The organism is Motiliproteus coralliicola (genome assembly GCF_003345655.1).
Classification (GTDB): Bacteria; Pseudomonadota; Gammaproteobacteria; order Pseudomonadales; family Balneatricaceae; genus Motiliproteus; species Motiliproteus coralliicola.
In genome coordinates this window covers 106,297-130,444 of sequence record NZ_QQOH01000004.1, presented here as the reverse complement: position 1 = coordinate 130,444, position 24,148 = coordinate 106,297, and the positions used below count along the sequence as shown (strand labels likewise).

Sequence of the window (24,148 nt, the reverse complement as noted above, 5' to 3'; positions counted from 1 at the left end):
AAGAGCATTACATGCTCTTAGCTTTCTCCACTACTTCTTCGATACCACCAACCATGTAGAACGCCTGCTCAGGCAGATCGTCATAGTCGCCGTTCAGGATGCCGTTGAAGCTGGCAATGGTGTCCTTCAGCGGGACGTACTTACCCGGAGAACCGGTGAATACTTCTGCTACGAAGAACGGCTGCGACAGGAACTTCTCGATCTTACGCGCACGGGATACGACCATCTTGTCTTCTTCAGACAGTTCGTCCATACCCAGGATCGCGATGATGTCTTTCAGTTCCTTATAACGCTGCAGGGTACCCTGAACGTTACGAGCAACGTCGTAGTGCTCCTGACCGATAACCAGCGGATCCAGCTGACGAGAGGTGGAATCCAGCGGGTCTACAGCCGGGTAGATACCCAGAGACGCGATGTCACGGGACAGTACCACGGTCGCATCAAGGTGCGAGAAGGTGGTAGCCGGAGACGGATCGGTCAAGTCATCCGCCGGTACGTATACCGCCTGGATGGAGGTGATAGAACCGGTCTTGGTGGAGGTGATACGCTCCTGCAGAACGCCCATCTCTTCCGCCAGAGTCGGCTGGTAACCTACCGCAGAAGGCATACGACCCAGCAGTGCAGATACTTCGGTACCGGCCAGGGTGTAACGGTAGATGTTGTCAACGAACAACAGTACGTCACGACCTTCGTCACGGAACTTCTCAGCCATGGTCAGACCAGTCAGTGCTACACGCAGACGGTTTCCAGGCGGCTCGTTCATCTGACCGTAAACCAGAGATACTTTGTCCAGTACGTTGGACTCCTTCATCTCGTAGTAGAAGTCGTTACCTTCACGGGTCCGCTCACCTACACCGGCAAATACGGAGAAACCGCTGTGCTCGATGGCGATGTTACGGATCAGTTCCATCATGTTTACGGTCTTGCCTACACCGGCACCACCGAACAGACCAACCTTACCACCCTTGGCGAACGGGCAAACCAGGTCGATAACCTTGATGCCGGTTTCCAGCAGCTCGTTAGAAGCTGCCTGCTCTTCGTATGAAGGCGCCTTACGGTGAATCGGCATGCGCTCCTGCTCACCGATCGGACCAGCTTCGTCGATCGGCGTGCCCAGCACGTCCATAATACGGCCCAGGGTCTCGGTACCAACCGGTACCATGATCGGGGCATTAGTGTTTTCTACATCCAGACCACGCTTCAGACCTTCAGTCTGACCCATGGCGATGGCGCGTACAACTCCGTCGCCCAGCTGCTGCTGAACTTCCAGAGTTACGTCGTTTGAGCTTACCTTCAGCGCGTCATATACCTGCGGTACTGCGTCGCGCGGAAACTCAACGTCGATAACGGCACCGATAATTTGTACGATACGTCCGCTACTCATGTTTGAGTCCTCTTAAATCTTGTTCACCTGATTCGCTGTTAAACAGCGGCTGCACCACCGACGATCTCAGAAATTTCCTGAGTGATCGCGGCTTGACGCGCCTTGTTGTAAACCCGCTGCAGATCGTCAATGAGGTCACCGGCATTATCGGTGGCGCTCTTCATTGCCATCATTCGTGCAGCCTGCTCACAGGCGTTGTTCTCAACTACAGCTTGATACACCAGTGACTCGATGTAGCGAGTCAACAGACCATCCAGGAGCTCTTTTGCATCGGGCTCGTAGATGTAGTCCCAGTGGTGGGTCATGCTTTCGTCGTCATCTTCTGCTTTCAGGGGCAGGAGCTGTTCGATGACCGGTGTTTGGGTCATCGTGTTGACGAAGTTGTTGTATACCATGTGCAACTGATCGATCTTGCCTTCGGCGTAGGCATCAAGCATTACCTTGACGCTGCCGATCAGGGCGCCGATCTCAGGAGCATCGCCCAGGCCGGAGGTCGCAGCAACGACGTTACCGCCGTAGCTGTTGAAGAAACCACCTGCCTTGGAACCAACGGCACAGATATCGATTTCGATATTGTTGCTGTTGTGCTCGGTCATTTCACGGACCAGGGTCTTGAACGCATTGATGTTCAAGCCACCACAAAGGCCGCGATCAGTTGAAACAACGATATAGCCAACCCGTTTTACATCCCGCTCCTGCATGTACAGGTGCTTGTATTCAGGATTAGATTTCGCCAGATGAGCGATTACACCACGCATGCGGTCCGCGTAAGGGCGGGTCGCTTGCATGCGGTCCTGAGCGCGACGCATTTTCGACGCAGCAACCATTTCCATGGCGCTGGTGATCTTACGTGTACTCTGGATACTCGCAATCTGGGTTTTAATCTCTTTTCCGACTGCCATATCTTTCTGCCTTTAAGTTCGTTTCGCTTTACCCAAGTTGGTAGGCGGGGGCGTTGACCCCCGTCTCATTACCAGGTCTGGGTGCTCTTGAACTTCTCGATACCGGCTTTAAACGCGGCAGCGATGTCGTCGTTGTAGTCGCCAGACTCGTCGACTTGCTTAACCAGATCAGCATGCTCGGAAGCGAAGTAGGCCAGCAACGCGGCTTCGAAATCCAGGATCTTATTGACCGGGATATCTTCCAGATAGCCTTCGTTGGCGGTGTACAGGACCAGGCCCATTTCGCACAGGCTCATCGGCGAGTACTGCTTCTGCTTCATCAGTTCGGTAACGGCTTGACCGTGCTCGAGCTGCTTACGGGTCGCTTCGTCAAGATCAGAAGCGAACTGGGAGAATGCCGCCAGTTCACGGTACTGAGCTAGGGCCAGACGGATACCGCCACCCAGCTTCTTGATGATCTTGGTCTGAGCGGCACCACCTACACGAGATACCGAGATACCGGCGTTCATCGCAGGACGGATACCGGCGTTGAACAGGTCGGATTCCAGGAAGATCTGACCGTCGGTGATCGAGATTACGTTGGTCGGTACGAACGCAGATACGTCACCGCCTTGGGTCTCGATGATCGGCAGAGCGGTCAAGGAACCGGTCTGACCTTTAACTTCACCGTTGGTGAACTTCTCAACGTAGTCGACGCTGACTCGGGCGGCACGCTCCAGCAGACGGCTGTGGAGGTAGAAAACGTCACCCGGGTAAGCTTCACGTCCCGGGGGACGCTTCAGCAGCAGGGAAGTCTGACGGTATGCCCAAGCCTGCTTGGTCAGGTCATCATAGATGATCAGGGCGTCTTCACCGCGGTCACGGAAGTATTCACCCATGGTACAGCCGGCGTATGCGGACATGTACTGCATCGCGGCCGGATCGGCAGCGCCGGCGTTAACGATGATGGTGTGATCCATCGCGCCGTGCTCTTCCAGCTTGCGTACTACGTTGGCGATGGTGGACTGCTTCTGTCCGATCGCAACGTAGACACACTTAACGCCGGTGCCTTTCTGGTTGATGATGGCGTCAACCGCTACAGCGGTCTTACCGGTCTGACGGTCACCGATGATCAGCTCACGCTGGCCACGACCGATCGGCACCATGGCGTCGATCGCTTTATAACCAGTCTGCATCGGCTGGTCTACTGACTGACGCCAGATTACGCCCGGAGCAACCTTTTCGATTGCATCGGTTTCTTTGGCGTCAACCGGACCTTTACCGTCGATCGGGTTACCCAGCGCGTCAACAACGCGGCCGAGCAGTTCCGGACCTACCGGTACTTCCAGGATGCGGCCGGTACAGCGGGCAGTCATGCCCTCTTTCAGTCCCAGGTAGTCACCCAGAACAACGGCACCAACGGAGTCTTGCTCCAGGTTCAGTGCCATACCGTAGATACCGCCAGGGAACTCGATCATTTCCCCGTTCATTACGTCGGCCAGACCGTGAATCCGAACGATACCGTCGGATACGCTGACCACAGTGCCCTCATTCTGGGCTTCAGAAGTCACATCGAGATTATCGATGCGCTTCTTGATAATTTCGCTGATCTCAGATGGATTCAGTTGCTGCATGCTCTTTCCCTCTCGCTCAGGAACCCAGGGCTTCGGCAAGCTTCTGCAGCTTGCCGCGCACCGAGCCGTCGATTACCAGGTCATCAGTACGCACAATCAGACCGCCGATCAGGCTCTTATCTTGAGAGCTCGTGATATTGACTTCGCGGTCCAACTTGGCGCCCAGTGCCTGAGCTAGGTTGGTCTGTTGTTCTTTGGTCAGTTTGTAGGCAGAAGTGACTTCAACATCGACACTCTTCTGCTGTTCAGCCTTGAACCGATCGAACAACACGGAAATTTCAGGTAGTACGGGCAGGCGCTTGTTTTCAGCCAGAAGCTTAATGAAGTTCTGTCCCTGCTCGTTCAGCTTGTCTGCACAGACATCCAGCACCAGACCGGCTTTTTGCTCGGCACTGAGGGCGGGATTTCCGAGCAGAGCCGCGACTTGCTCGTCGCTGGCCGCCTGGGCGGCAACAGCAAGCATTTCGGACCACTGGTCCAGCGACTTCTGCTCGATCGCAGACGCAAACGCAGCTTTGGTATAGGGTCGAGCGACTGTACTTAGTTCAGCCATCGTTCACCTCGCTTCTTAAAGCTCCGCTGCAAGCTTTGCTACAAGTTCTGCGCTAGCCTTGCTGTCTACCTCTTTGTCCAGGATCTTCTCCGCACCAGCGATCGCCAGAGCTGCAACTTCAGCCCGCAGCGCTTCTTTAGCACGGTTCTTTTCCTGTTCGATTTCAGCCTGGGCTGCTTCCTTCAGGCGGCTGCCTTCAGTGATAGCCTGTTCTTTGGCTTCATCGACAATTTGGTTAGCACGCTTATTGGCCTGCTCGATAATGGCCGCAGCTTGTTCCTTGCCTTCACGCAGTGCCTGGGTGGCTTTTTCTTTCGCCAGTTCCAGGTCACGTGAGGCGCGGTCGGCTGCATCTAGGCCTTCGGCAATCTTCTTCTGTCGTTCTTTCAGAGCATTAGTGACCGGGGGCCACACATACTTCATGCAGAACCAGACGAAGAAGGCAAATGCGATGGCCTGACCAATGATGGTTGCATTGATATTCACGCCAATACCTCTCGTTACTCTTGATTACTTTTGAGTGAGTTAAAAGGTATTAACTTAACCTGCAGCAACAACGAACATGATGTACATGCCGATACCAACACCGATCATCGGGATCGCGTCGACCAGACCCATGACGATGAAGAACTGAGTACGCAGCATCGGGATCAGTTCAGGCTGACGAGCGCCGCCTTCCAGGAACTTACCACCGAGGATACCGATACCGATTGCAGCACCAGTTGCACCCAGACCCATTACCAGAGCACCAGCCAGGTATAGCAGAGCAGCTTCCATTGTATTCTCCTATTAAGAGTTTAAGTTTTTAAGTTTTGGTTAATTGAATTAGTTTCTTGCTTCAGTGAGGTGGATCCGTTCGTCGGACCCACCAACAATTCTTCTTAGTGCGATTCGTGCGCCATGCTCATGTACACGATGGTCAGAACCATAAAGATGAAGGCCTGTAGCGTGATGATGAGGATGTGGAAGATCGCCCAGGGTACTGACAGCACCCACTGGATCCAGAACGGCAGCAGCGCGATCAGGATGAAGATCATCTCACCGGCGTACATGTTGCCGAACAGTCGCAGACCCAGGGAAACCGGCTTAGCCAGCAGGTTGACACCTTCCAGGAACAGGTTGGCCGGAACCATGTATTTACCCAGCGGCTGCAGGGTCAGTTCGGCGATGAACTCTTTCGGGCCCTTAACGGCCAAGCTGTAGTAGATGATCAACGCGAACACGCTCAATGCCATGCCCATGGTGGCGTTGACGTCGGTGGTCGGTACGATCTTCAGGTACGGAACGCCCAGCTGGGTGGCCAGGTAGGGAACCCAGTCGATCGGTACCAGATCCATCAGGTTCATCAGCCAGACCCAGACGAAGATGGTCAGCGCCAGCGGGGCGACCAGTTCGTTACGGCTATGGAAGGAGGATTTCACGTTCTCATCGACAAACTCGATGATGGTTTCGACGAAGTTCTGCAGGGATCCGGGGACTCCACTGGTGGCTTTAACCGCCGCCTTGTGGAACAGCCAGATAAAGAACAAGCCCAAGCCGACGGAGAACAGCATGGTATCCAGGTTTAACGCCCAGAATCCCATGGTTGATGCTTCGTTGCCGTGAGCAATGGTCCAGGTACCGCCCTCACCGACCACAGAGCCGTCGTAACGGACAAAACCTTCGGGCAGCTTGCCGAAGGTCAAGTTGGTCAGGTGGTGGATGATATACCCGGAAGTCGTGAGTGCGCCTTCTGCAGCCATGATTTCCTCTCAGTTCAATTTTTCAAAAGTTTTTGATTCTGTATCAACGGCGCCAGCCAAGAGATCAGCTGCATCAATATAAAAACGCCAAATAAGGAAAAGGGCTCTAGTGGTCTTACTAAGCTGAACACACTGCCGAACAGCACCATGGTCAGAGCCATTTTCCATATTTCGCTTTTATACAGTTCACGCACACTTTGGCGCAGGCCGGTCCGCGGGTCAGCCTTTAAAACCCGCTGTGCTTGATACATAAAGGGGATTAAGTAGATCAGTCCGCCCAATAAAGCCGAGTATCCAGCAACAGTTCCAGCGCTTAGCCAGATGATTGCCGAAGCAATCAACGTCAGGACAATCTGCGACAACATCAGAGCGCGTATCTGCGTACGCTGCTTTTGGGTCGTTAAGCCTTTGTTGTTGGGGTTGTTAGCTTGACCCACGGGTATCGACCCTGCTCCGAATAAGCGTCGTTGAAGCGATTCGCCCCCCCTAACCGACTGCGGATTATAGGGGCTAAGGGTAGGCGCTTCAACCACCAATTAAGGGTATCTAATCCAAGGTCGTATAAGGGCTTGCGGGTTATTTGGTACCTTGGTGTTATTGCATTCTCTGGAGGATCGATTCGACCTCTTCCAGATTGCGGTAGCTGATGGTCAGCTTGCCGTCGCCCTTTTCGGAGTGATTGATCCGAACCTGCATCCCCAACAGCTCGCGCCAACGCTGCTGCAGCTGCTCGACGCCGGGATCGGGCTCGGGTTTTTCGGTCTTCTTGGGAGAGGCCTGGAACTGTTTGACGAACTCTTCGGTCTGGCGCACCGACAAGCCCCGTGCCACCACTTCTTTGGCAGCCGTGATCTGCTTTTCACCATCCAGTGCCAGCAATGCCCGGGCATGGCCCATCTCCAGATCACCGTATTCAAGCATCCGCTTCACTTCCGGCATCAGCTTCATCAGTCGCAGCAGGTTGGTCACCGCGCTGCGGGATTTACCGACCGCTTCGGCCACCTTCTGCTGGGTCAACTCGAACTCATCGATAAGCCGCTGCAACGCCATCGCTTCTTCGATCGGATTCAAGTCTTCACGCTGAATGTTCTCGATCAGCGCCATCGCGATCGCCGCTTCATCGGGTACTTCACGGATGCAGGTGGGGATCTCGGTCAACCCGGCCATCTGCGCCGCACGCCAGCGACGTTCACCGGCGATGATCTCGTAACGCCCCATATCGACCGGACGGACCACGATCGGCTGAATCACCCCCTGAGCCCGGATCGAGCTGGCCAGCTCTTCCAATGCCGCCTGGTCCATATCCCGCCGTGGCTGGTAGATACCACGCTGGATCTTATCGACCGGCAGCGCCTGCAGGGCCTCGGATGGCTCGGTTGCGGTCAGTTCAACCGGGCTCTCTTCCATCGGTGCACCACCAAGCAGTGCATCCAGACCACGACCAAGGCCACGTTTTTTCACCATCGTTGTTTCCGTCGTTTATTCAGTATCAGTTGGGTGTCGTTTAGGGTTTGCTGGGTGATCAAGAGGCCAGTGCATTGGGCGACTGAGCGCAGCGTCGATTCAGCTCACCGGCCAGCGCCAGGTAGGAGACCGCTCCCCGGGAGTTCTTGTCGTACAGCAGTGCCGGCAGTCCGTGACTGGGCGCTTCGGCCAGGCGGACATTGCGCGGAATCACGGTGCGGTAGACCTTATCGCCGAAGTAGTCGAGCAATTGGGTCGACACATCACGGGTCAGCCCGTTGCGCGGGTCGTACATGGTTCGCAGGATCCCTTCGACCTGCAGACTGGGATTCAACGCCGCACGGATCTTCTCGACCGTGCCCATCAACGCCGAGATGCCCTCCAGCGCATAGTACTCGCACTGCATCGGGATGATCACCCCGGTGGCCGCCACCAACGCATTCACGGTCAGCATGTTCAGCGACGGCGGGCTGTCGATCAGGATGTAATCGTAGTTGTCCTGCACCAGGTTCAGCGCCTGCTTGAGCCGGAACTCCTTACGCTTGACCGGGATCAGCTCAACCTCCGCGGCGGTCAGGTCGCCGTTGGCCGGCAGCAGGTCAAAACCGCCGCTGGTTTCTGAGGTGATCGCTTCCTGGGTATCGACCCGGCCGGTCAACACGTCGTAGACCGAGCGCTCCAGGCCATGCTTGTCGACCCCGGCCCCCATGGTGGCATTGCCCTGCGGGTCCAGATCGACCATCAGCACGCGACGCTTGGTGGCCGCCAGCGATGCCGCCAGATTGACGCAGGAGGTGGTCTTGCCGACCCCGCCTTTTTGATTGGTCACCGCTAGAATTTTAACCACCGAAGTCTCCTTGTCCGGTCCGAATCTCAATTGTGAAACCCGTCACTCGGGTTGGGTTTTCTGCACTGTCAGCAGGTGACGCTCACCCTCAGAGCCGGGCACCTGCAGCGGTCTGCTGTCACGCAAGACGAAGCCTTCCGGCATCTGAGCCAGCTCCTGCTCAGGGTACAGCCCTTTCATGGCAAGATAATAACCGTTCTGATCGCACAGCGGTGCAGTCCAGGTCAGCATGTCCTCCAAGGAGGCAAATGCCCTTGAGATGACCGCATCGAACGGCTCGCTGATCGGGTACTGCTCGACCCGACCGTGGTAGATCTCGATATTGTCCAGTCCCAGTTCCAGCTTGGCCTGCTGCAGGAAGCGGGTTTTCTTGCCGTTACTGTCCATCAGCGTGAACTGCTGCTGCGGATACATGATCGCCAGTACCACGCCGGGCAGACCCGGTCCGGTGCCGACATCGGCGATCCGCTGTGGCGCCGGTTGCAACGCTTCGATCTCCGGCACCACACTGAGGCTGTCGAGCAGATGCCGCGACACCATCGCCAACGGATCCCGAATGGCAGTGAGGTTATAAGCCCGGTTCCACTTGTGCAACAGTCCCAGGTAACGCAGCAGCAACTGCTGCTGTTGACCGCTCAGGGCAACGCCCAGCTTTTGCGCTCCCCGGATCAGTGTTGACTCACAATCCTGCGGCAGACCGTATTCGGTAACAGACATCAGCTCGACTCTCCGTTGGGCGAAACCTCACTGAGCTGTTGCAGCTTCCCGAGCTTTTTCAGATGGATCAGCAGCAGCGAAACCGCCGCCGGGGTTACCCCCTGAATACGGCCAGCCTGGGCCAAGGTCGCCGGACGGGCTTCGTTCAGCTTCTGGCGGATCTCATTCGACAGTCCGTCAATCGCGTTGTAATCGAGCTGTTCCGGTAGCCGAGTATCCTCCTGACGACGCAGGCGTTCAATCTCATCCTGCTGACGCTGAATATAACCGGCATATTTGGTTTCAATCTCGACCTGCTCGCAGACCCTTGGATCGATATCGACGTCGCCACACAAGCCTCCTACATCGACATAACCAAGCTCCGGCCGCTTCAGCAGATCGAGCAGGTTGTACTCGCGCCCTAGCGGCTTGTCGAGTTTGTCATCCAGGCGAGCAGCCGCTTCGGTGCTCGGCTGCACCCAGCTGTTCTTGAGCCGCTGGGTCTCCCGTTCGATCGATTCGCGCTTTTCACAGAACGCTTGCCAGCGCTCATCACCGACCAATCCCAATTCACGACCCTGCTCGGTCAGGCGGATGTCGGCATTATCTTCACGCAGAATCAGGCGGTACTCAGCCCGGCTGGTAAACATCCGATAAGGCTCGGAAGTTCCCAGGGTGATCAGATCATCGACCATCACACCGATATAGGCCTCATCCCGCCGCGGGCTCCAGCTGTCACGTCCCGCAGCCTGCAACGCAGCATTGGCACCGGCCAACAAGCCCTGCGCACCGGCCTCTTCGTAACCGGTGGTGCCGTTGATCTGACCGGCAAAGAACAGGCCATCAACCAGCTTGCTCTCCAAAGAGGCCTTCAGATCCTGAGGGTTGAAGTAATCGTACTCGATGGCATAGCCGGGTCGGGTGATAAAGGCGTTTTCAAATCCTTTGATCGAGCGCACCAGTTCAATCTGGACATCGAACGGCAGACTGGTGGAGATGCCGTTGGGGTAGAGCTCGTGGGTGGTCAATCCTTCCGGCTCAACAAATATCTGGTGGGATTCCTTGTCGGCGAAACGGACGATCTTATCCTCCACCGATGGACAATAACGTGGTCCAACCCCATCGATTACGCCGGTATAGAGCGGCGAGCGGTCCATCCCGCCACGGATAATCTCGTGGGTACGGCTGTTGGTATGGGTGATATAGCAGCTGATCTGTTGCGGATGGTCATCGACCGAACCCATGTAGGACATCACCGGCAGCGGCGTATCCCCCGGTTGTTCCTGCATCACCGAGAAGTCGACACTGCGCGCATCGATACGGGGCGGGGTTCCGGTTTTCAGGCGATCAACCCGAAGTGCGGTGTCACGCAGACGCCGTGCCAGACTAGATGAAGGAGGATCACCGGCACGTCCACCGCTGTGGTTCTGCATCCCGATATGGATCAGGCCACCCAGGAAGGTCCCGGCTGTCAGCACCACCGAGCGAGCGTAAAAACGTAACCCCATCTGGGTCACGGCACCGGCCACCCGATCATTCTCAAAGATCAGATCATCGACGGTCTGCTGAAAAATCTGCAGGTTGGGCTGGTTTTCCAGAATCGAGCGAACCGCTGCCTTATAGAGCTGACGATCGGCCTGTGCCCGGGTCGCTCTGACAGCCGGCCCTTTGCGGGAATTCAGGGTACGGAACTGGATCCCAGCCAGGTCAGTGGCTTTGGCCATTGCACCATCAAGTGCATCGATCTCCTTCACCAGGTGACTCTTACCGATACCACCGATCGCCGGGTTACAGGACATCTGGCCCAGGGTCTCAATATTTTGAGTTAACAGCAGGGTGCGTGAGCCCATCCTTGCCGCCGCCAACGCAGCTTCGGTTCCGGCATGGCCGCCACCGATCACAATGACATCGAAACGATCAGGAAAGTCCACGATAACCCCTCAAATACAACGCCTAGAATCGAGACTGAACCGTTTCAGCCCGAAATGCAGGTAAAGAGGACAAGTATATCGGCTCCTATGTCGTTTATGAATTAAGCCGAGCTGAGTTTTGAACTGATCAACCCTGATATAAATAGAAAATGAATAAGATGATTAGATAAGAAAGATGATTTTTATTGTTGTTATATGGACCCATCAATGCTGTGTGTAATCAGGAAAAGTTCTTTATTTACCTAATCTTATGTGGATAACAACCACAGAGTTATCCAGCGCAGAAATTGCGGATCAAAGGTGTGAAAGTTGGGGGTAACTTGGTGGGTTACTCACAGGGGTAAAGTATCCACAGCGGAAGCCGTTGGTTATTCGGGTGTGGTTATACACATTACCCACAGCGCAAAGTGGATAACTTTAGCGACAGATTGAGCACAATCTGAGCGGTAAAAATAGAATGAAAGCAAACGCTGGCAGCGGCTAACTAGGCGGGAGAACAGCAGAGGAAGTGTAGAGGGGGGGCGTTATCTTGGGCCGCGATAGCCTCAGCCGTTTTGATGCCGAAGCTGTTGCAGCAGGTGGTTGGCCTGATCGATAGTCAGTTGCTTGCTGACCGGTTTCCAGATTTCACGCTTGTAGCTGCTGCTATCGGATAGGCGCTGCAGGATGCACCAGCTGTCGGCCTGGCGGATCAGGCGAAGATGGTCGTCATGGTGGTGGGCATGTGAATGAGTTTGCATGTTTCGATTCCTTCTAGATTGTCGTCTTGGAATCGAACCTTAGAACTCAAATATGTCAGTCCGATGACACTTTCGGCGTTTTTTGATGAAGCTGTGGTCAGCCCTGGGAAGAGGTGCTGCGAAGTTGTTGCGCCTGCCGATAGTGTTCCAGCAGGTAGTCCAGCAGCTGATTCAAACTCGATTGTGCCTCGACCAAGTCTTGCCGCTGTATGGCGTCGAGCAGTTGTTTGTGGTGCTGGATGATCCGGTCCCGTGAACGGGTCCGGTTGGCGATCATATTCATCAGCGGTTGCAGGGCTTCGATGACCGTGACCATATTGAACTGCATTACCGGGTTGGCGGTGGCGTCGATGATCAGACGGTGGAAACGCACGTCCGACGCACAAAACTCTTCGTCGCTGATCGATTGCTGCTGATAGGCCAGCTCCTGATCCAGTTGCTCAAGGTGTTGCTCGGTGCGTCGCTCTATCGCCAGTTTAAGGCAGGCCCCCTCCATTTCACGACGGGCTTCGGTGATCGATTCGATATCGAATTCGCCCAGGGTCACCATCAACGTGGTGCTGTTGGCCAGCGTCGTTCTCAATTCGGATTCGGTGGGACGGGTAATAAAGGTACCACCGGCCGGGCCACGCTTGGATCGAACCAGGTTTTGCGCCGCTAACCGTTTTAGCGCTTCTCGGATCGTGGGCCTTGAAACTTCGAATCGGGCTGCCAGCTCCTCCTCGGTGGGAAGACGTTCATCAACCCGTAACCGGCCTTCCAGAATCGCACTGCGGATCTGTTCCGCAATCTGCTTGGCCAGACTCTGGGTGACCAGGTTGTTAAAACGGATCGCCATGGGGACTACTGACTCCTTGGAGTTTTTGACTAAGCTGAATCGAACTGGGGCGATAGTAACACAGATTTGATTTTCCTATTTGTTTGACAAATTAACAATAGGGTTTTAGTTTCCCAGCAACGGCCTCGTCCATTACGAGCGTCGACAACATCCGCTGAGAGAGGAATTCCCGATGACTGAGACTGCATTTAAGGCGTTGGTCCTGCGCCAAGATGATGAAGGTAAGACCCAGGCTGCGATCGAACAGCTAGGCCAACAAGACCTTCCAGACGAGCCGGTGTTGGTGAAGGTGGATTACTCCAGCCTGAACTACAAGGACGGGATGGCGGTCACCGGGACCGGTAAGATTGTGTTGAAGTGGCCGATGGTGCCGGGTATCGACCTGGTCGGCACCGTCGTCGATGGGGGTGACAGTGATTACCAGGCCGGGGACAAGGTTGTTCTGACCGGTTGGAGTGTGGGGGAGAAGTACTGGGGTGGATACGCTCAGTACCAGCGGGTCCGTCCCGAATGGTTGGTTCCGCTGCCCGCCGGCATCACGGCAATCCAGTCGATGGCGATCGGTACCGCAGGTCTGACCGCGATGCTCTGTGTGATGGCGCTCGAAGACGGCGGTATCACGCCGGACTCCGGTACTGTGGTGGTGTCAGGCGCTGCGGGTGGTGTCGGTTCCGTCGCGGTGGCGCTGTTGGCCAAGCTGGGTTACCGGGTCGCTGCCATTACCGGTCGCGAGTCGACCCATGACTATCTGAAATCCCTGGGTGCCAGCGAAATTCTGAGTCGTGATGAGATGGGTGCCCGCTCTCGACCGCTGGAAAAATCCCGCTGGGCCGGCGCGATCGATACCGTCGGCGGCGATATGCTGGGCCGGTTGCTGGCCGAATCTGATTACAGCGGAACCGTGGCAGCCTGTGGCCTGGCCGGTGACTTCAAACTGCCGACCACGGTGATGCCATTCATCTTACGTAATGTGCGATTGCAGGGGGTCGATTCGGTGATGTGTCCGGCTGCGCGTCGGATTGAGGCCTGGAAGCGCCTGGCCTCTGATCTGCCGCAATCGATGCTGGATTCGATCAACCAGGTGGTCGCGTTGGAGCAGGTTCCCGAGCAGGCTGCTGCGATCATGGCGGGCCAGGTTCAAGGCCGCGTAGTGGTTGATCTGCAGGCTTGATGCTGACCCTCAAGCCCGAAAAAAAAGAGTTTCGGGCTTGAGCTTTTTTCACGCTTGTGGTGCCATCATAGGCTATCGTATCTGATAGGCCTTATCGATGGATGGAGGCGGGCGATGAGAAAAAACACAATAAAAACTTCCCTGGCGGCACTGCTGCTGGGCGTCGCATCACTGATGGTGTCAGCTGTACAGGCCGGTGGGCTTGAGGAACATCTGGGCCGCTACCATGAGGGCTACGGTCCTCAGGTTGATCAAGATGAAGCCTGGCGCAAGGTGAAACTGGGTGCACTGGGCTATGGTGCCCGCAAAGGGCTCGATTCACTCGGTGTCGATTATAAGCAGGCAAAACACCTCTATAAGAGAGCGACCGTCCACCGGATCAGTGACCGTAGCGCGGTTGTACTCGAACCGAATCGGGTCAACTTTATGACCCGTCATCTGGATGGCTCCTTGGTAACCGAATTCAGTGGTCGGACCAATGGCGATGTGGCTTTGGAGATCAAGCTACCGTTCTAATCCTGATATCAGCTACAGCGCATTACCCGATCTGAGAGTCGGGTAACGCTGCTGATTTTCCAGCGTACTGCTGACGCTTTAATATTTCCGCTCGTCTATGCTATCAATATCCATGCTGATAGCGAGTGCTTACTTACCTACTATTTACCTTGGCCGTTTGGCCAAACAACAGCTTCTTCCCTTCTTCCGTTACTGCTGCACGCTGGCTCCAGGGCGCTGCTTTTTCATAGGCGGTGATAACGGCTGGCCGCTGCCGCATTGCCTCAAACCAGCGCTTCAGGTTGGGAAAGTCATCCAGTTGTTGTCGTTGGCCTTGATGATTGACGGTCCAGGGGTAGGTAGCCATATCGGCGATGGAGTACTCGCCGGCAATCCAGTCTTTTCCTTCAAGCTGCTTATCCAGAACGCCGTAGAGGCGGTTGGTTTCGTTGACATAGCGTTCGATGGCATAGGGGACCGACTCAGGTGCGTACTGGACGAAGTGGTGATTCTGGCCTGCCATGGGGCCGAGACCACCGATCTGCCACATCAGCCACTCCAGGACGGTCTTGCGAGCCCTTAACTCGGTTGGCAGGTAGCGACCGGTTTTCTCGGCCAGATAGATCAGGATGGCGCCGGACTCGAAGACCGAAACTGGTTCGCTACCTTCATCCGGCGACCGGTCGATGATGGCTGGCATCCGATTATTGGGTGAGATCGCCAGGAAGTCAGCCTTAAACTGGTCACCAGCGCTGATGTCCACCGGATGAATGCGGTAATCCAGACCGGCTTCTTCTAGAAAAATGGTGATCTTGTGGCCATTAGGGGTGGGCCAGTAGTAGAGATCGATCATCGGTTGCTCCCACTATGCTTGAACGATCATTCAAACACATCTTGAACATTCGTTCAAACTATATATATATACCCGATAGAGGGCTAAGGATAACTCCTAGGAGTAGCACCATTTCACTGGCACAAAACCACCCTTCCAGGCTATTATTTGAACAAATGTTCAAGGGTTAAATTATGGCAGCCACGGCTAAGTTTGATCGCCAAGAGGCGATTCAGAAAGCGACTGAACTGTTTTGGACCAAGGGCTTTCATGCCACCTCGATGCGCAATATTCAGCAGGCGATCGATATGCGCCCGGGAAGTATCTATGCCTGCTTCGGCAGCAAAGAGGGCTTGTTCAGCGAAACCCTGCAGCACTATGCCAACGCCAGCAAGGAGCGACTGCTCTCGACCGTTGCGGCGGCATCATCGCCGCTGCAGGGATTGCAGCAGTTTATTCAGGAGGCGGTTGTCAGCTGCAGAGGGGGGGCTCCCAGCAGCATGTGCATGCTGGTTAAGACGGTCTCGGAACTGACCGACGAAAATGCTGACCTGTTGGCTGAAGCCAAGCTGCTGTTACGCCAGATGGAAGCCGCGTTCGCGGCTATCTTGAGTGAGGCTCAGGTGCAGGGGGAGCTGCGTCAGGATCTGGATCCAGACCAGGTCGCTCGATACCTGCAGATGCAGATGATGGGGTTAAGGGCCTATCGACACGTCAACGAGGATCTCGACCAGATCGACAGGCTGATCGAGGATATCTTCTCCAATCTTCGTTGAACGCGTTAGCCGTGATCGCGTCGGCAGAGCGACTTGAAACCCGGTGAGCTCTGCTTACTTACCGATACAGAAACTTCCGAAGATTCGTCCCAGCAGGTCATCACTGCTGAACTCGCCGGTGATCTGCGATAACGCGTTTTGCGCTTCCTTCAAATCTTCGGCCAGCAACTCTCCCGCTCCGTAATCGGTCAGCTGCAGCTTTCCTGCCTCGAGATACTGTTGTGCCTGAAGTAACGCCTCCAGGTGGCGACGGCGCGCCATAAAGCCACCTTCGCAGCTGCTGTCGTAGCCCATGCACTGTTTTAAATGTTGGCGCAGCAGCTCGACCCCCTGGTTCTGCTTGGCACTGAGGCGGATCAGGTGGCAGCTTGGGTCTGTCTCAAGACCGTTACCGACCCCGGGCTGTTCGCCGGATAGGTCGATCTTGTTGCGAATCACCGTCACCTTGTCGAGGCTGGGTAGATGGGCGATAAAGTCGGGCCAGATTCGTTCGGGTTCGGTCTCGTGGGTGCTGCTGGCATCGACCAGCAACAGTACCCGATCGGCACTACGGATCTCCTCCCAGGCGCGATCGATACCGATCTGCTCGACCACATCATCGCTGTCCCGCAGTCCGGCGGTATCGATGATATGCAGCGGCATACCGTCGATATGGATATGCTCGCGCAGCACATCGCGGGTGGTGCCGGCGATATCGGTGACGATGGCGGATTCCTTACCGGCCAACGCGTTCAGCAGGCTGGACTTGCCGGCGTTGGGACGTCCGGCGATCACCACGTTCATACCCTCGCGCAGCAGCGCACCCTGATTGGCTTCGGCCAACACTTCCAGCAACTGTTGTTCGATCTGCAACAGATCAGCGGCTACCTTACCGTCGCCCAGAAAATCGATCTCCTCTTCGGGAAAATCGATCGCCGCTTCGACATAGATCCGCAGCTGGATCAGGGCTTCCACCAGCGTCTGGATCCGGGCCGAGAACTCGCCTTGCAACGAGCGTAGCGCCGAACGAGCAGCCTGCTCCGAGGAGCTGTCGATCAGATCGGCAATTGCCTCGGCCTGGGCCAGATCGAGCTTGTCGTTGAGGAAGGCGCGCTCGGAGAACTCACCGGGCCGGGCTGAGCGGGCACCCAGCGCCAGAATCTCGCGTAGCAGCAGATCCAGGATCACCGGACCGCCGTGGCCCTGAAGCTCCAGCACATCTTCGCCGGTGAAGGAGTGCGGATTGGGAAAGAACAGCGCGATACCGCGGTCCAGTTCGCGGCCGTCACGGTCCAGAAAAGGGCCGTAATGGGCGTAGCGGGGCTGGGGCTTGCTGCTGAGAACACGCTCGGCAATTGCACCGGCTTGGCGGCCGGATACCCGAATGATACCGACGCCGCCGCGTCCAGGCGGAGTGGCGATCGCGGCGATGGTGTCGTTGTCGATCTGCATGGTGAGAGTTGGGCTCAGGTTTATTTAGGCCGGCTATAAACCGACAAAGGGCCCCGTTAGGAGCCCTTTAAAGGTAGTGCTTGTCAGCCGATCAGGTTCAGGATTTCTTCGCCTGTACTTCGGCTTCGATGCTGCGAGTGATAACCCACTGCTGTGCGATCGACAGGATGTTGTTGACCACCCAGTACAGAACCAGACCAGCCGGGAACCACAGGAAGAAGAAGGTGAACACGAAAGGTAGCATCTTCATCACCTTGGCTTGCATGGGGTCAGGCGGGGTCGGGTTCAGCATCTGCTGGAAGAACATGGTCACACCCATCAGGATCGGCAGTACGAAGTACGGATCCATCACCGACATGTCCTGGATCCACAGCATAAAGGGCGCATGGCGCAGCTCGACGCTTTCCAGCAGTACCCAGTACAGCGCGATAAATACTGGCATCTGGATCAGGATCGGCAGACAGCCGCCCATCGGGTTGATCTTCTCTTTCTGGTACAGCTGCATCATCGCCTGGGACATCTTCTGGCGATCGTCGCCGTACAGCTCTTTCAGACGCTGCAGCTCCGGGCTGACGGCACGCATCTTGGCCATCGAGCGATAGGCTTTGGCGGACAGGTGGAAGAACAGGGCTTTCACCACCACGGTGACCAGAATGATCGCCAGACCCCAGTTGACCACCACGCTTTGGATCATCTGCAGCAGCCAGAACAGCGGCTGGGCGATCCACCACAGCCAGCCGTAGTCGACAGTCAGCTTCAGATTCGGAGCGGCTTGCTCAAGGGCATCCTGGATCTTTGGACCAACGTAGAAGTTAGCGCCAACGCTGCCCTGTTGGCCGGCCGGAACGCTGATGGACGGCGAGACAAAGCCGGCCAGGTAGTTGTCGTTGCGCTCACGGGCGAAGTAGTTATGGCTCTGCTCCGGGTTCGGAATCCAGGCGCTGACGAAGTAGTGCTGCAGCATCGCTACCCAGCCTGCTTCGGTCTTGTTCTTGTACGCTTTCTCGTCGATATCGTCGAAATCATACTTTTCGTAGTTGTTTTCGGCGTTGGAGAAGGCCGGACCCAGATAGGACTGCATGCCCATGCTGGTCTGGGATGAGGGGTCGGCGCTACGGTCACGCTTGATCTGGCCGAACAGGTTGCCCTGCCAGGCTTGATCGCCCTGATTGTCGATCAGGTATTCCACATGGACCAGGTGTTCACCACGCTTAAAGCTGAAACGCTTGGTGATGGTGACATTGTTGTCCTGTTGGTAGACCAGGTCGACGCTGAGGCTGTCCTGGCCATCGGCCATGCTGAACTCTTTCGCACTAACACTGTAGCGAGGGCGCTCACCCTTGGCGTCGGGGCCGTTGGTACCGGTCAGGCCCGATTGGGCGGTGTAGGTACGGTTAGAGTTCTGCTCCAGCAGAATAAGTGGTTGATCGTTACCGAGCTGGGCCAGGTAGCCAGGCAGTGCCGCCTGGATGATATCGCCGCCATAGGTGTCGATCAGCAGATCCAGGGTGTCGGTGGTAACTTTGACCAGACCGCCTTGGGCGGCGTTGTCAGCAACCGCGACTTCGGCAGAGGCTTCCGGCGCTTCGGTTGAGGGGATATCGCCATTTGATGCATTGGCACTGGCACCGTTACTTTCCGGTGCGGCGATATCGGGTGCGCTGGAGTAGGAGGAAACAGGAGTACTAGCTACAGGCTGGGCTTGATCACCGTAATCCTTCTGCCACTGCAGGACCAGAAGGTAGGAGATAACTGCCAGGGCGGCGATCAAACCGATGCGTTGGAAATCCATGTTTGTTGTCTGCCGATGACGTTAGTTTAAGGTTGATTGGGCACAAAGCGTCGCGGAGAAGTCGAACATCGACTCCACTCGGCTTCAATTACCCTTTGGTTTGGATTTGAGATGCCGGTGGGCATATTTACGCAACCGTTTCCAGCTATGGTCGATCAGCTGATGTAAAGCGGCGTTGTCCAGATCTCCCAAACCTCTCCGAGCCATGACGACGATATCCAGGTTCGGTAACCCCTCATCCTGGTGTCGAAAGGATTCGCGGATGATACGTTTTACGCGGTTTCTTTGCACGGCCAGACGCACGTTTTTTTTGGCGATTACCAGGCCGAGTCGGGGGTGGGGAAGTGGGTTGGGGGTAGCCAGGATCAGAAGATGACGATCCGAAACTTTAAGCTGAGCACCATTGAAAACGGTTCGATAGTCCCCGGCGTTCAATAGGCGCGAACACCGAGGAAACTCGAAACCAGTCATGGTTGGTCATTCTCTCTATGTTGAGCTTAGGCGCTCAGAGACTTACGACCTTTAGCGCGACGACGGGTCAGTACCTGACGACCGCTTTTAGTAGCCATGCGAGCACGGAAGCCGTGGTTACGGGCGCGCTTAAGTACGCTGGGCTGAAAAGTTCTTTTACTCATCACTCTATACCTAATAAATGAAGGGCATTTGGCCCCGCCTTAAAAAACAGAAGCGGAATTCTAGAGAAAAGCGATCGGTGCTGCAAACCAAAAACGCGATTTTTTGATCAATTTGGCCGATTTTCCCTGATTATCCCCAGAAAATCGGTCTAGAGCAGCCCTTTCTGATCAAAAACGGTAAATTCTGTGCAAAAGCTAAAAAAATCTATTCTAAATAATGTATTAGCGTGTTGATAAAGCCGGTATTAGCTGGTGGTAACTCGGTATAGCTGGTGGATAGTGTAACTAGGCTGAAACCCTTGAAAATGCTGGCTCGCAGCCGTAATCGGCGGTGATTTTTTAGCCAGCTGGCACGATTTAAGCGAGCGAGCGATTTTTTTTCGGTGAATAACTCGATTCTGTGGATAACCGTCGGGTCAGTCGTTAAAATGGCGGGATTTTATGGATCAGGTGGTATCGACCTAATGGTAATGACCTTGTGGCAGACCTGTCTGGGGCATTTAGAGCAGGAATTTCCTCCCCAGCAGTTCAATACATGGATCCGCCCGTTGAAGGCGGAATCGGGTGAGGAAGCCCAGCTACGTCTGCTCGCCCCCAACCGGTTTGTGATGGATTGGGTTAGTGATAAGTACCTTAAGCGAATTAAGGAGCTGCTGCTTGAGCATGGCGATGATCTGATCAATGAAGTGATTCTGGAAGTGGCCGGCGGATCGCTACGCCAGGCAAGTCCCAACGTACATCGACTTGGTGCCGGTAAGGTCGCACCGGCTTGCCCGGTTCCGCAGCCCGCTGCCGCTCCGGTAGCGGCTGTGAAAACGGAAACCTCACTCGGGTCTGTGCCTTCAGCGCCGAGTCAGCCGATCCCTCGACCAACCCCGGAGTTGCCGCGTCAGGCCGAGCTGCTGCCGGTGGACCCCGAGCCGGAAACCGGCGGTCGTCAGGTTGAGGTCGAGGGTGGTATCCGTCACCAGACCCACCTTAATAGTCTGTTTACGTTCGAGACCTTCGTGCAAGGTAAGTCCAACCAGTTGGCGTTGGCTGCGGCCCAGCAGGTGGCTGAAAACCCGGGGACTTCCTACAATCCACTATTTATCTATGGTGGTGTCGGTCTGGGTAAGACCCACTTGATGCATGCGGTCGGTGCGGCGATGCTGGACCGAAATCCCAATGCCAAGATTGTTTATCTTCACTCGGAGCGCTTCGTGGCCGACATGGTCAAGGCGCTGCAATTGAACGCGATCAACGAATTCAAGCGCTATTACCGTTCTGTGGATGCGCTGTTGATCGACGATATCCAGTTCTTTGCCAATAAGGACCGCTCCCAGGAGGAGTTTTTCCACACCTTCAATGCCCTGTTGGAAGGCGGCCAGCAGATGATTTTGACCTGTGACCGCTATCCTAAAGAAATTGCCGGTCTGGAGGATCGTCTCAAGTCCCGTTTTGGCTGGGGCCTGACCGTGGCGGTTGAGCCACCGGAGCTGGAAACCCGGGTGGCGATTTTGATGAAAAAGGCCGACGAAGCGCGAATTCGTCTACCCCACGACGCGGCTTTCTTTATCGCTCAAAAAATTCGATCCAATGTCCGGGAGCTAGAAGGGGCACTTAAGCGAGTGATAGCGAACGCTCACTTCACCGGCAATAAGATCACCACCGAATTCATCCGCGAGTCACTCAAAGACCTACTGGCCCTTCAAGATAAGCTGGTAAGTATCGATAACATACAGAGAGTGGTTTCCGAGTATTACAAGATCAAGGTGGCCGACCTGCACTCGAAGCGGCGTAGCCGCTCGGTGGCACGGCCCCGGCAGGTGGCGATGGCGCTCTCGAAAGAGCTGACCAATCACAGCCTGCCGGAGATCGGTAATGCGTTCGGTGGCCGTGACCATACAACGGTCTTGCATGCCTGTCGTAAGGTGGCAGAATTGCGGGAAACCGATACGGATATACGCGAAGACTATAAAAACCTGTTGCGGTCGCTCTCCACTTAACGGAAGCCTCGGCAGACAAAGGAACCTGAACTAAGGGCGGGATATGAAATTTACCATCTCCAGAGAATCACTGTTGAAACCCCTGCAGCTGGTGGCCGGTGTGGTCGAGCGTCGGCAGACGCTGCCGGTGCTGTCCAACATCCTGCTGGTGGTCGAGGGTAATCAGTTGTCGATGACCGGTACCGATCTCGAAGTCGAGATGGTCGGTCGGATCGAGCTGGAACAACCCGCCGAGCCCGGCTCGATCACGGTACCGGCGAAAAAGCTGATGGATATCTGCAAATCGCTGCCCGATCATGTCGATATCGAACTGACCCTGACCGGCCAGAAAGTTACCATCAAGGGTGGTCGCAGCCGCTTTACGCTGTCGACACTGCCGGCCACCGAGTTCCCGAATGTGGAAGACGGTCCGCAGAACCTGGAGATCAGCATCGCCCAGGGTGCTCTAAAGCACCTGATCGACCGGACCGCTTTCGCGATGGCGCAGCAGGACGTTCGCTACTACCTGAACGGCATGCTGCTCGAGCTCAATGGTGCCCAACTGCGGACCGTGGCAACCGATGGTCACCGCCTGGCAACCTCGGTCACCGATGTCGATGCCGAGTCGGTCGATAAGCTGCAGGTGATCGTACCGCGCAAAGGTATCCTGGAGCTGGCTCGACTGCTGCAAGATGGTGAGCAGAGCGCCTCCCTGGTGATCGGTAGCAACCATATTCGAGTTAACACCCTGGACTACACCTTCACCTCCAAGCTGGTGGACGGTAAGTTCCCGGATTACGAGCGGGTTATCCCCCAGGGTGGCGATAAGATCCTGATCGCCGACCGTCAGGAGCTGCGTCAGGTATTGAGCCGGATCGCGATCCTGTCGAACGAGAAGTACCGTGGCGTACGCCTGGGTCTGACCGACGGTTTCCTGCAGGTAACCGCCAACAACCCGGAGCAGGAAGAAGCGGAAGAGACCCTGGCGGTCGATTACCAGAACATCTCGATGGAGATCGGCTTCAACGTCAACTACCTGCTCGATGCACTGTCGATCCTGTCCGAGGAGATGGTCAAGATCTCGATGATCGACCCGAACAGCAGTGCGTTGGTACAGGCGGTCGATAGCGGCAACAGCCTTTACGTGATCATGCCGATGCGTATGTAAACGCGTTCCCTGAATGCGGGCCCATTAGACCTGTGCTAATGGGCCCGATTTTTTTGGATTTCACCTATCCATGTCGATCAGTCAGCTCTCGATTACCCAGCTGCGAAACCTTGCCTCGCTGAAGCTTGAGCTATCTTCCCAGACCAATCTGTTCTATGGCCCTAATGGCAGCGGTAAAACCTCGATTCTGGAGGCGGTCCATCTGCTGAGTCTGGCGCGCTCGTTTCGCACCAACAAGCACAAGCATTACATCCAGCACCAGCAACCCGAATCGGTGCTCTTTGCGCGCGTGCAAGGGCCTCAGGGAGAGCTACCGGTGGGCTTTCAGCGCAGTCAGGATGCCAGTCTCAAGGTACGTATCGGTGGCGAGCCGATCGACGCAGTGGCAGAGCTGGCGGAGCTGGTTCCGATCCAGTTGATCAACTCCGATACCTTCCGGTTACTCGAAGGCAGCCCATCGATTCGACGGCAATATATCGACTGGGGTGGGTTTCATCTGGAAAGCCGCTTTATGGCGGCCTGGAAAGCGGTCAGAAGGGCACTTTCACAACGCAATAGCCTGCTCAAATATGGTAAACTCGAGCCTTCGGTCCGAGCCGCTTGGGACCGCGAATTCATTGATCGAGCCAACGAGCTGGACGGCTATCGCCGGACCTATCTGGAACAGTTGATTCCCTGCTTTGAGCGTCTGCTCGCAGAGCTGGTCGAACTGGATCAACTGAGTCTGCATTACCACTGTGGCTGGGATCAGAAGAAGGGGTTAGATCAGGTGCTTGAACAGGGTTTCGAGCGCGATCGACAGCTCGGTTTCACCCAGCAAGGGCCTCAGCGGGCCGACCTCAAGGTCAAGATGCGCGGCATGTTGGCATCCGAGGTGTTGTCCCGTGGTCAGCAGAAGTTGGTGGTCAGTGCATTGAAGGTCGCCCAAGGCTACCTGCTGCGACAGCAGACCGAGCGCCGCTGTATCTATCTGATCGATGATCTGCCGGCTGAACTGGATCGACATCATCGCCAGCGCCTGTGTCGGCTGCTAGAGCAGCTGGACAGCCAGGTACTGGTAACCAGCACCGACCGCGAAGCGTTTGAAGGCTGCTGGAGCGAACAGGTCGAGGTACGCGAATTTCCAATTCGGAACGGTGCCTTGGCAAATATTGAAGGAAATGGGAGTTAG

General features: G+C 55.7%; 25 protein-coding genes. 6 read left to right on the top strand and 19 right to left on the bottom strand.

Features of this window, described 5'->3' with window-relative positions; translation table 11 throughout:
• Positions 1-7 precede the first annotated feature (7 nt).
• From atpD to DV711_RS14440, 14 genes are all read right to left on the bottom strand, one after another.
• A complete protein-coding gene (gene atpD / locus DV711_RS14505) occupies positions 8-1,384 on the bottom strand; it encodes a F0F1 ATP synthase subunit beta (protein ID WP_114696443.1) in 1,377 nt (458 codons plus the stop codon).
• A gap of 38 nt (positions 1,385-1,422) precedes the next feature.
• A complete protein-coding gene (atpG, locus tag DV711_RS14500) occupies positions 1,423-2,286 on the bottom strand; it encodes a F0F1 ATP synthase subunit gamma (RefSeq protein ID WP_114696442.1) in 864 nt (287 codons plus the stop codon).
• Between the two features lie 68 nt (positions 2,287-2,354).
• Positions 2,355-3,899, bottom strand: a complete 1,545-nt coding sequence (gene atpA, locus DV711_RS14495) for a F0F1 ATP synthase subunit alpha (protein ID WP_114696441.1) — start codon at positions 3,897-3,899, stop codon at positions 2,355-2,357.
• 16 nt (positions 3,900-3,915) lie between these two features.
• Positions 3,916-4,452, bottom strand: coding sequence for a F0F1 ATP synthase subunit delta (locus tag DV711_RS14490; RefSeq protein WP_114696440.1), 537 nt, complete (start codon positions 4,450-4,452; stop codon positions 3,916-3,918).
• A 15-nt stretch (positions 4,453-4,467) separates the two neighbouring features.
• Positions 4,468-4,938, bottom strand: a complete 471-nt coding sequence (locus DV711_RS14485) for a F0F1 ATP synthase subunit B (protein ID WP_114696439.1) — start codon at positions 4,936-4,938, stop codon at positions 4,468-4,470.
• Positions 4,939-4,992: 54 nt separating this feature from the next.
• Positions 4,993-5,229, bottom strand: a complete 237-nt coding sequence (gene atpE / locus DV711_RS14480) for a F0F1 ATP synthase subunit C (protein ID WP_114696438.1) — start codon at positions 5,227-5,229, stop codon at positions 4,993-4,995.
• A 104-nt stretch (positions 5,230-5,333) separates the two neighbouring features.
• A complete protein-coding gene (atpB, locus tag DV711_RS14475; RefSeq protein WP_114696437.1) occupies positions 5,334-6,194 on the bottom strand; it encodes a F0F1 ATP synthase subunit A in 861 nt (286 codons plus the stop codon).
• 14 nt (positions 6,195-6,208) lie between these two features.
• Positions 6,209-6,631, bottom strand: coding sequence for an ATP synthase subunit I (locus DV711_RS14470; protein WP_114696436.1), 423 nt, complete (start codon positions 6,629-6,631; stop codon positions 6,209-6,211).
• A gap of 157 nt (positions 6,632-6,788) precedes the next feature.
• Positions 6,789-7,658, bottom strand: a complete 870-nt coding sequence (locus DV711_RS14465) for a ParB/RepB/Spo0J family partition protein (RefSeq protein WP_114696435.1) — start codon at positions 7,656-7,658, stop codon at positions 6,789-6,791.
• A gap of 58 nt (positions 7,659-7,716) precedes the next feature.
• Positions 7,717-8,505 (bottom strand): ParA family protein, encoded by a 789-nt coding sequence (locus DV711_RS14460; protein ID WP_114696434.1) that lies wholly within the window; start codon positions 8,503-8,505, stop codon positions 7,717-7,719.
• Positions 8,506-8,547: 42 nt separating this feature from the next.
• On the bottom strand, positions 8,548-9,222 hold the full coding sequence (gene rsmG, locus DV711_RS14455) for a 16S rRNA (guanine(527)-N(7))-methyltransferase RsmG (RefSeq protein WP_114696433.1): 675 nt from the start codon (positions 9,220-9,222) through the stop codon (positions 8,548-8,550).
• Positions 9,222-11,132: a tRNA uridine-5-carboxymethylaminomethyl(34) synthesis enzyme MnmG gene (gene mnmG / locus DV711_RS14450; protein WP_114696432.1), complete on the bottom strand. Its 1,911-nt coding sequence runs from the start codon at positions 11,130-11,132 to the stop codon at positions 9,222-9,224. Before mnmG ends, rsmG begins: the two co-directional genes overlap by 1 nt.
• Positions 11,133-11,677: 545 nt before the next feature.
• A complete protein-coding gene (locus tag DV711_RS14445) occupies positions 11,678-11,872 on the bottom strand; it encodes a hypothetical protein (RefSeq protein ID WP_114696431.1) in 195 nt (64 codons plus the stop codon).
• Positions 11,873-11,969: 97 nt separating this feature from the next.
• Positions 11,970-12,710 (bottom strand): FadR/GntR family transcriptional regulator, encoded by a 741-nt coding sequence (locus DV711_RS14440; protein WP_114696430.1) that lies wholly within the window; start codon positions 12,708-12,710, stop codon positions 11,970-11,972.
• A 172-nt stretch (positions 12,711-12,882) separates the two neighbouring features.
• On the opposite strand from DV711_RS14440, the gene acuI reads away from it, so the two are divergent.
• Together acuI and DV711_RS14430 are read left to right on the top strand one after the other, a co-directional pair.
• A complete protein-coding gene (acuI, locus tag DV711_RS14435; protein ID WP_114696429.1) occupies positions 12,883-13,881 on the top strand; it encodes an acrylyl-CoA reductase (NADPH) in 999 nt (332 codons plus the stop codon).
• A gap of 114 nt (positions 13,882-13,995) precedes the next feature.
• Entirely contained in the window at positions 13,996-14,397 is a 402-nt protein-coding gene (locus DV711_RS14430; RefSeq protein ID WP_114696428.1) for a hypothetical protein, read from the top strand.
• Between the two features lie 133 nt (positions 14,398-14,530).
• On the opposite strand, the gene DV711_RS14425 is transcribed toward DV711_RS14430, so the two are convergent.
• Positions 14,531-15,229: a glutathione binding-like protein gene (locus DV711_RS14425; RefSeq protein ID WP_114696427.1), complete on the bottom strand. Its 699-nt coding sequence runs from the start codon at positions 15,227-15,229 to the stop codon at positions 14,531-14,533.
• 173 nt (positions 15,230-15,402) lie between these two features.
• Between DV711_RS14425 and DV711_RS14420 the strand changes: the two genes are divergently transcribed.
• On the top strand, positions 15,403-15,984 hold the full coding sequence (locus tag DV711_RS14420; protein WP_114696426.1) for a TetR/AcrR family transcriptional regulator: 582 nt from the start codon (positions 15,403-15,405) through the stop codon (positions 15,982-15,984).
• 54 nt (positions 15,985-16,038) lie between these two features.
• Here DV711_RS14420 and mnmE read toward each other — a convergent pair whose 3' ends face one another.
• The 4 genes from mnmE to rpmH form a co-directional block, all read right to left on the bottom strand.
• On the bottom strand, positions 16,039-17,415 hold the full coding sequence (mnmE, locus tag DV711_RS14415) for a tRNA uridine-5-carboxymethylaminomethyl(34) synthesis GTPase MnmE (protein ID WP_114696425.1): 1,377 nt from the start codon (positions 17,413-17,415) through the stop codon (positions 16,039-16,041).
• Between the two features lie 97 nt (positions 17,416-17,512).
• The gene (gene yidC / locus DV711_RS14410) at positions 17,513-19,207 is read right to left on the bottom strand and encodes a membrane protein insertase YidC (RefSeq protein ID WP_114696424.1); all 1,695 of its coding nucleotides are present in this window, start codon (positions 19,205-19,207) and stop codon (positions 17,513-17,515) included.
• An 84-nt stretch (positions 19,208-19,291) separates the two neighbouring features.
• Entirely contained in the window at positions 19,292-19,678 is a 387-nt protein-coding gene (gene rnpA, locus DV711_RS14405; RefSeq protein WP_114696423.1) for a ribonuclease P protein component, read from the bottom strand.
• Between the two features lie 26 nt (positions 19,679-19,704).
• Positions 19,705-19,842 (bottom strand): 50S ribosomal protein L34, encoded by a 138-nt coding sequence (rpmH, locus tag DV711_RS14400; RefSeq protein WP_114696422.1) that lies wholly within the window; start codon positions 19,840-19,842, stop codon positions 19,705-19,707.
• Between the two features lie 464 nt (positions 19,843-20,306).
• Between rpmH and dnaA the strand changes: the two genes are divergently transcribed.
• The 3 genes from dnaA to recF all read left to right on the top strand — a co-directional run bounded on the left by dnaA (position 20,307) and on the right by recF (position 24,148).
• Complete coding sequence (dnaA, locus tag DV711_RS14395; RefSeq protein ID WP_114696787.1) at positions 20,307-21,830, top strand: chromosomal replication initiator protein DnaA; 1,524 nt, start codon at positions 20,307-20,309, stop codon at positions 21,828-21,830.
• Positions 21,831-21,873: 43 nt separating this feature from the next.
• A complete protein-coding gene (dnaN, locus tag DV711_RS14390; RefSeq protein WP_114696421.1) occupies positions 21,874-22,977 on the top strand; it encodes a DNA polymerase III subunit beta in 1,104 nt (367 codons plus the stop codon).
• 70 nt (positions 22,978-23,047) lie between these two features.
• The gene (recF, locus tag DV711_RS14385; RefSeq protein WP_114696420.1) at positions 23,048-24,148 is read left to right on the top strand and encodes a DNA replication/repair protein RecF; all 1,101 of its coding nucleotides are present in this window, start codon (positions 23,048-23,050) and stop codon (positions 24,146-24,148) included.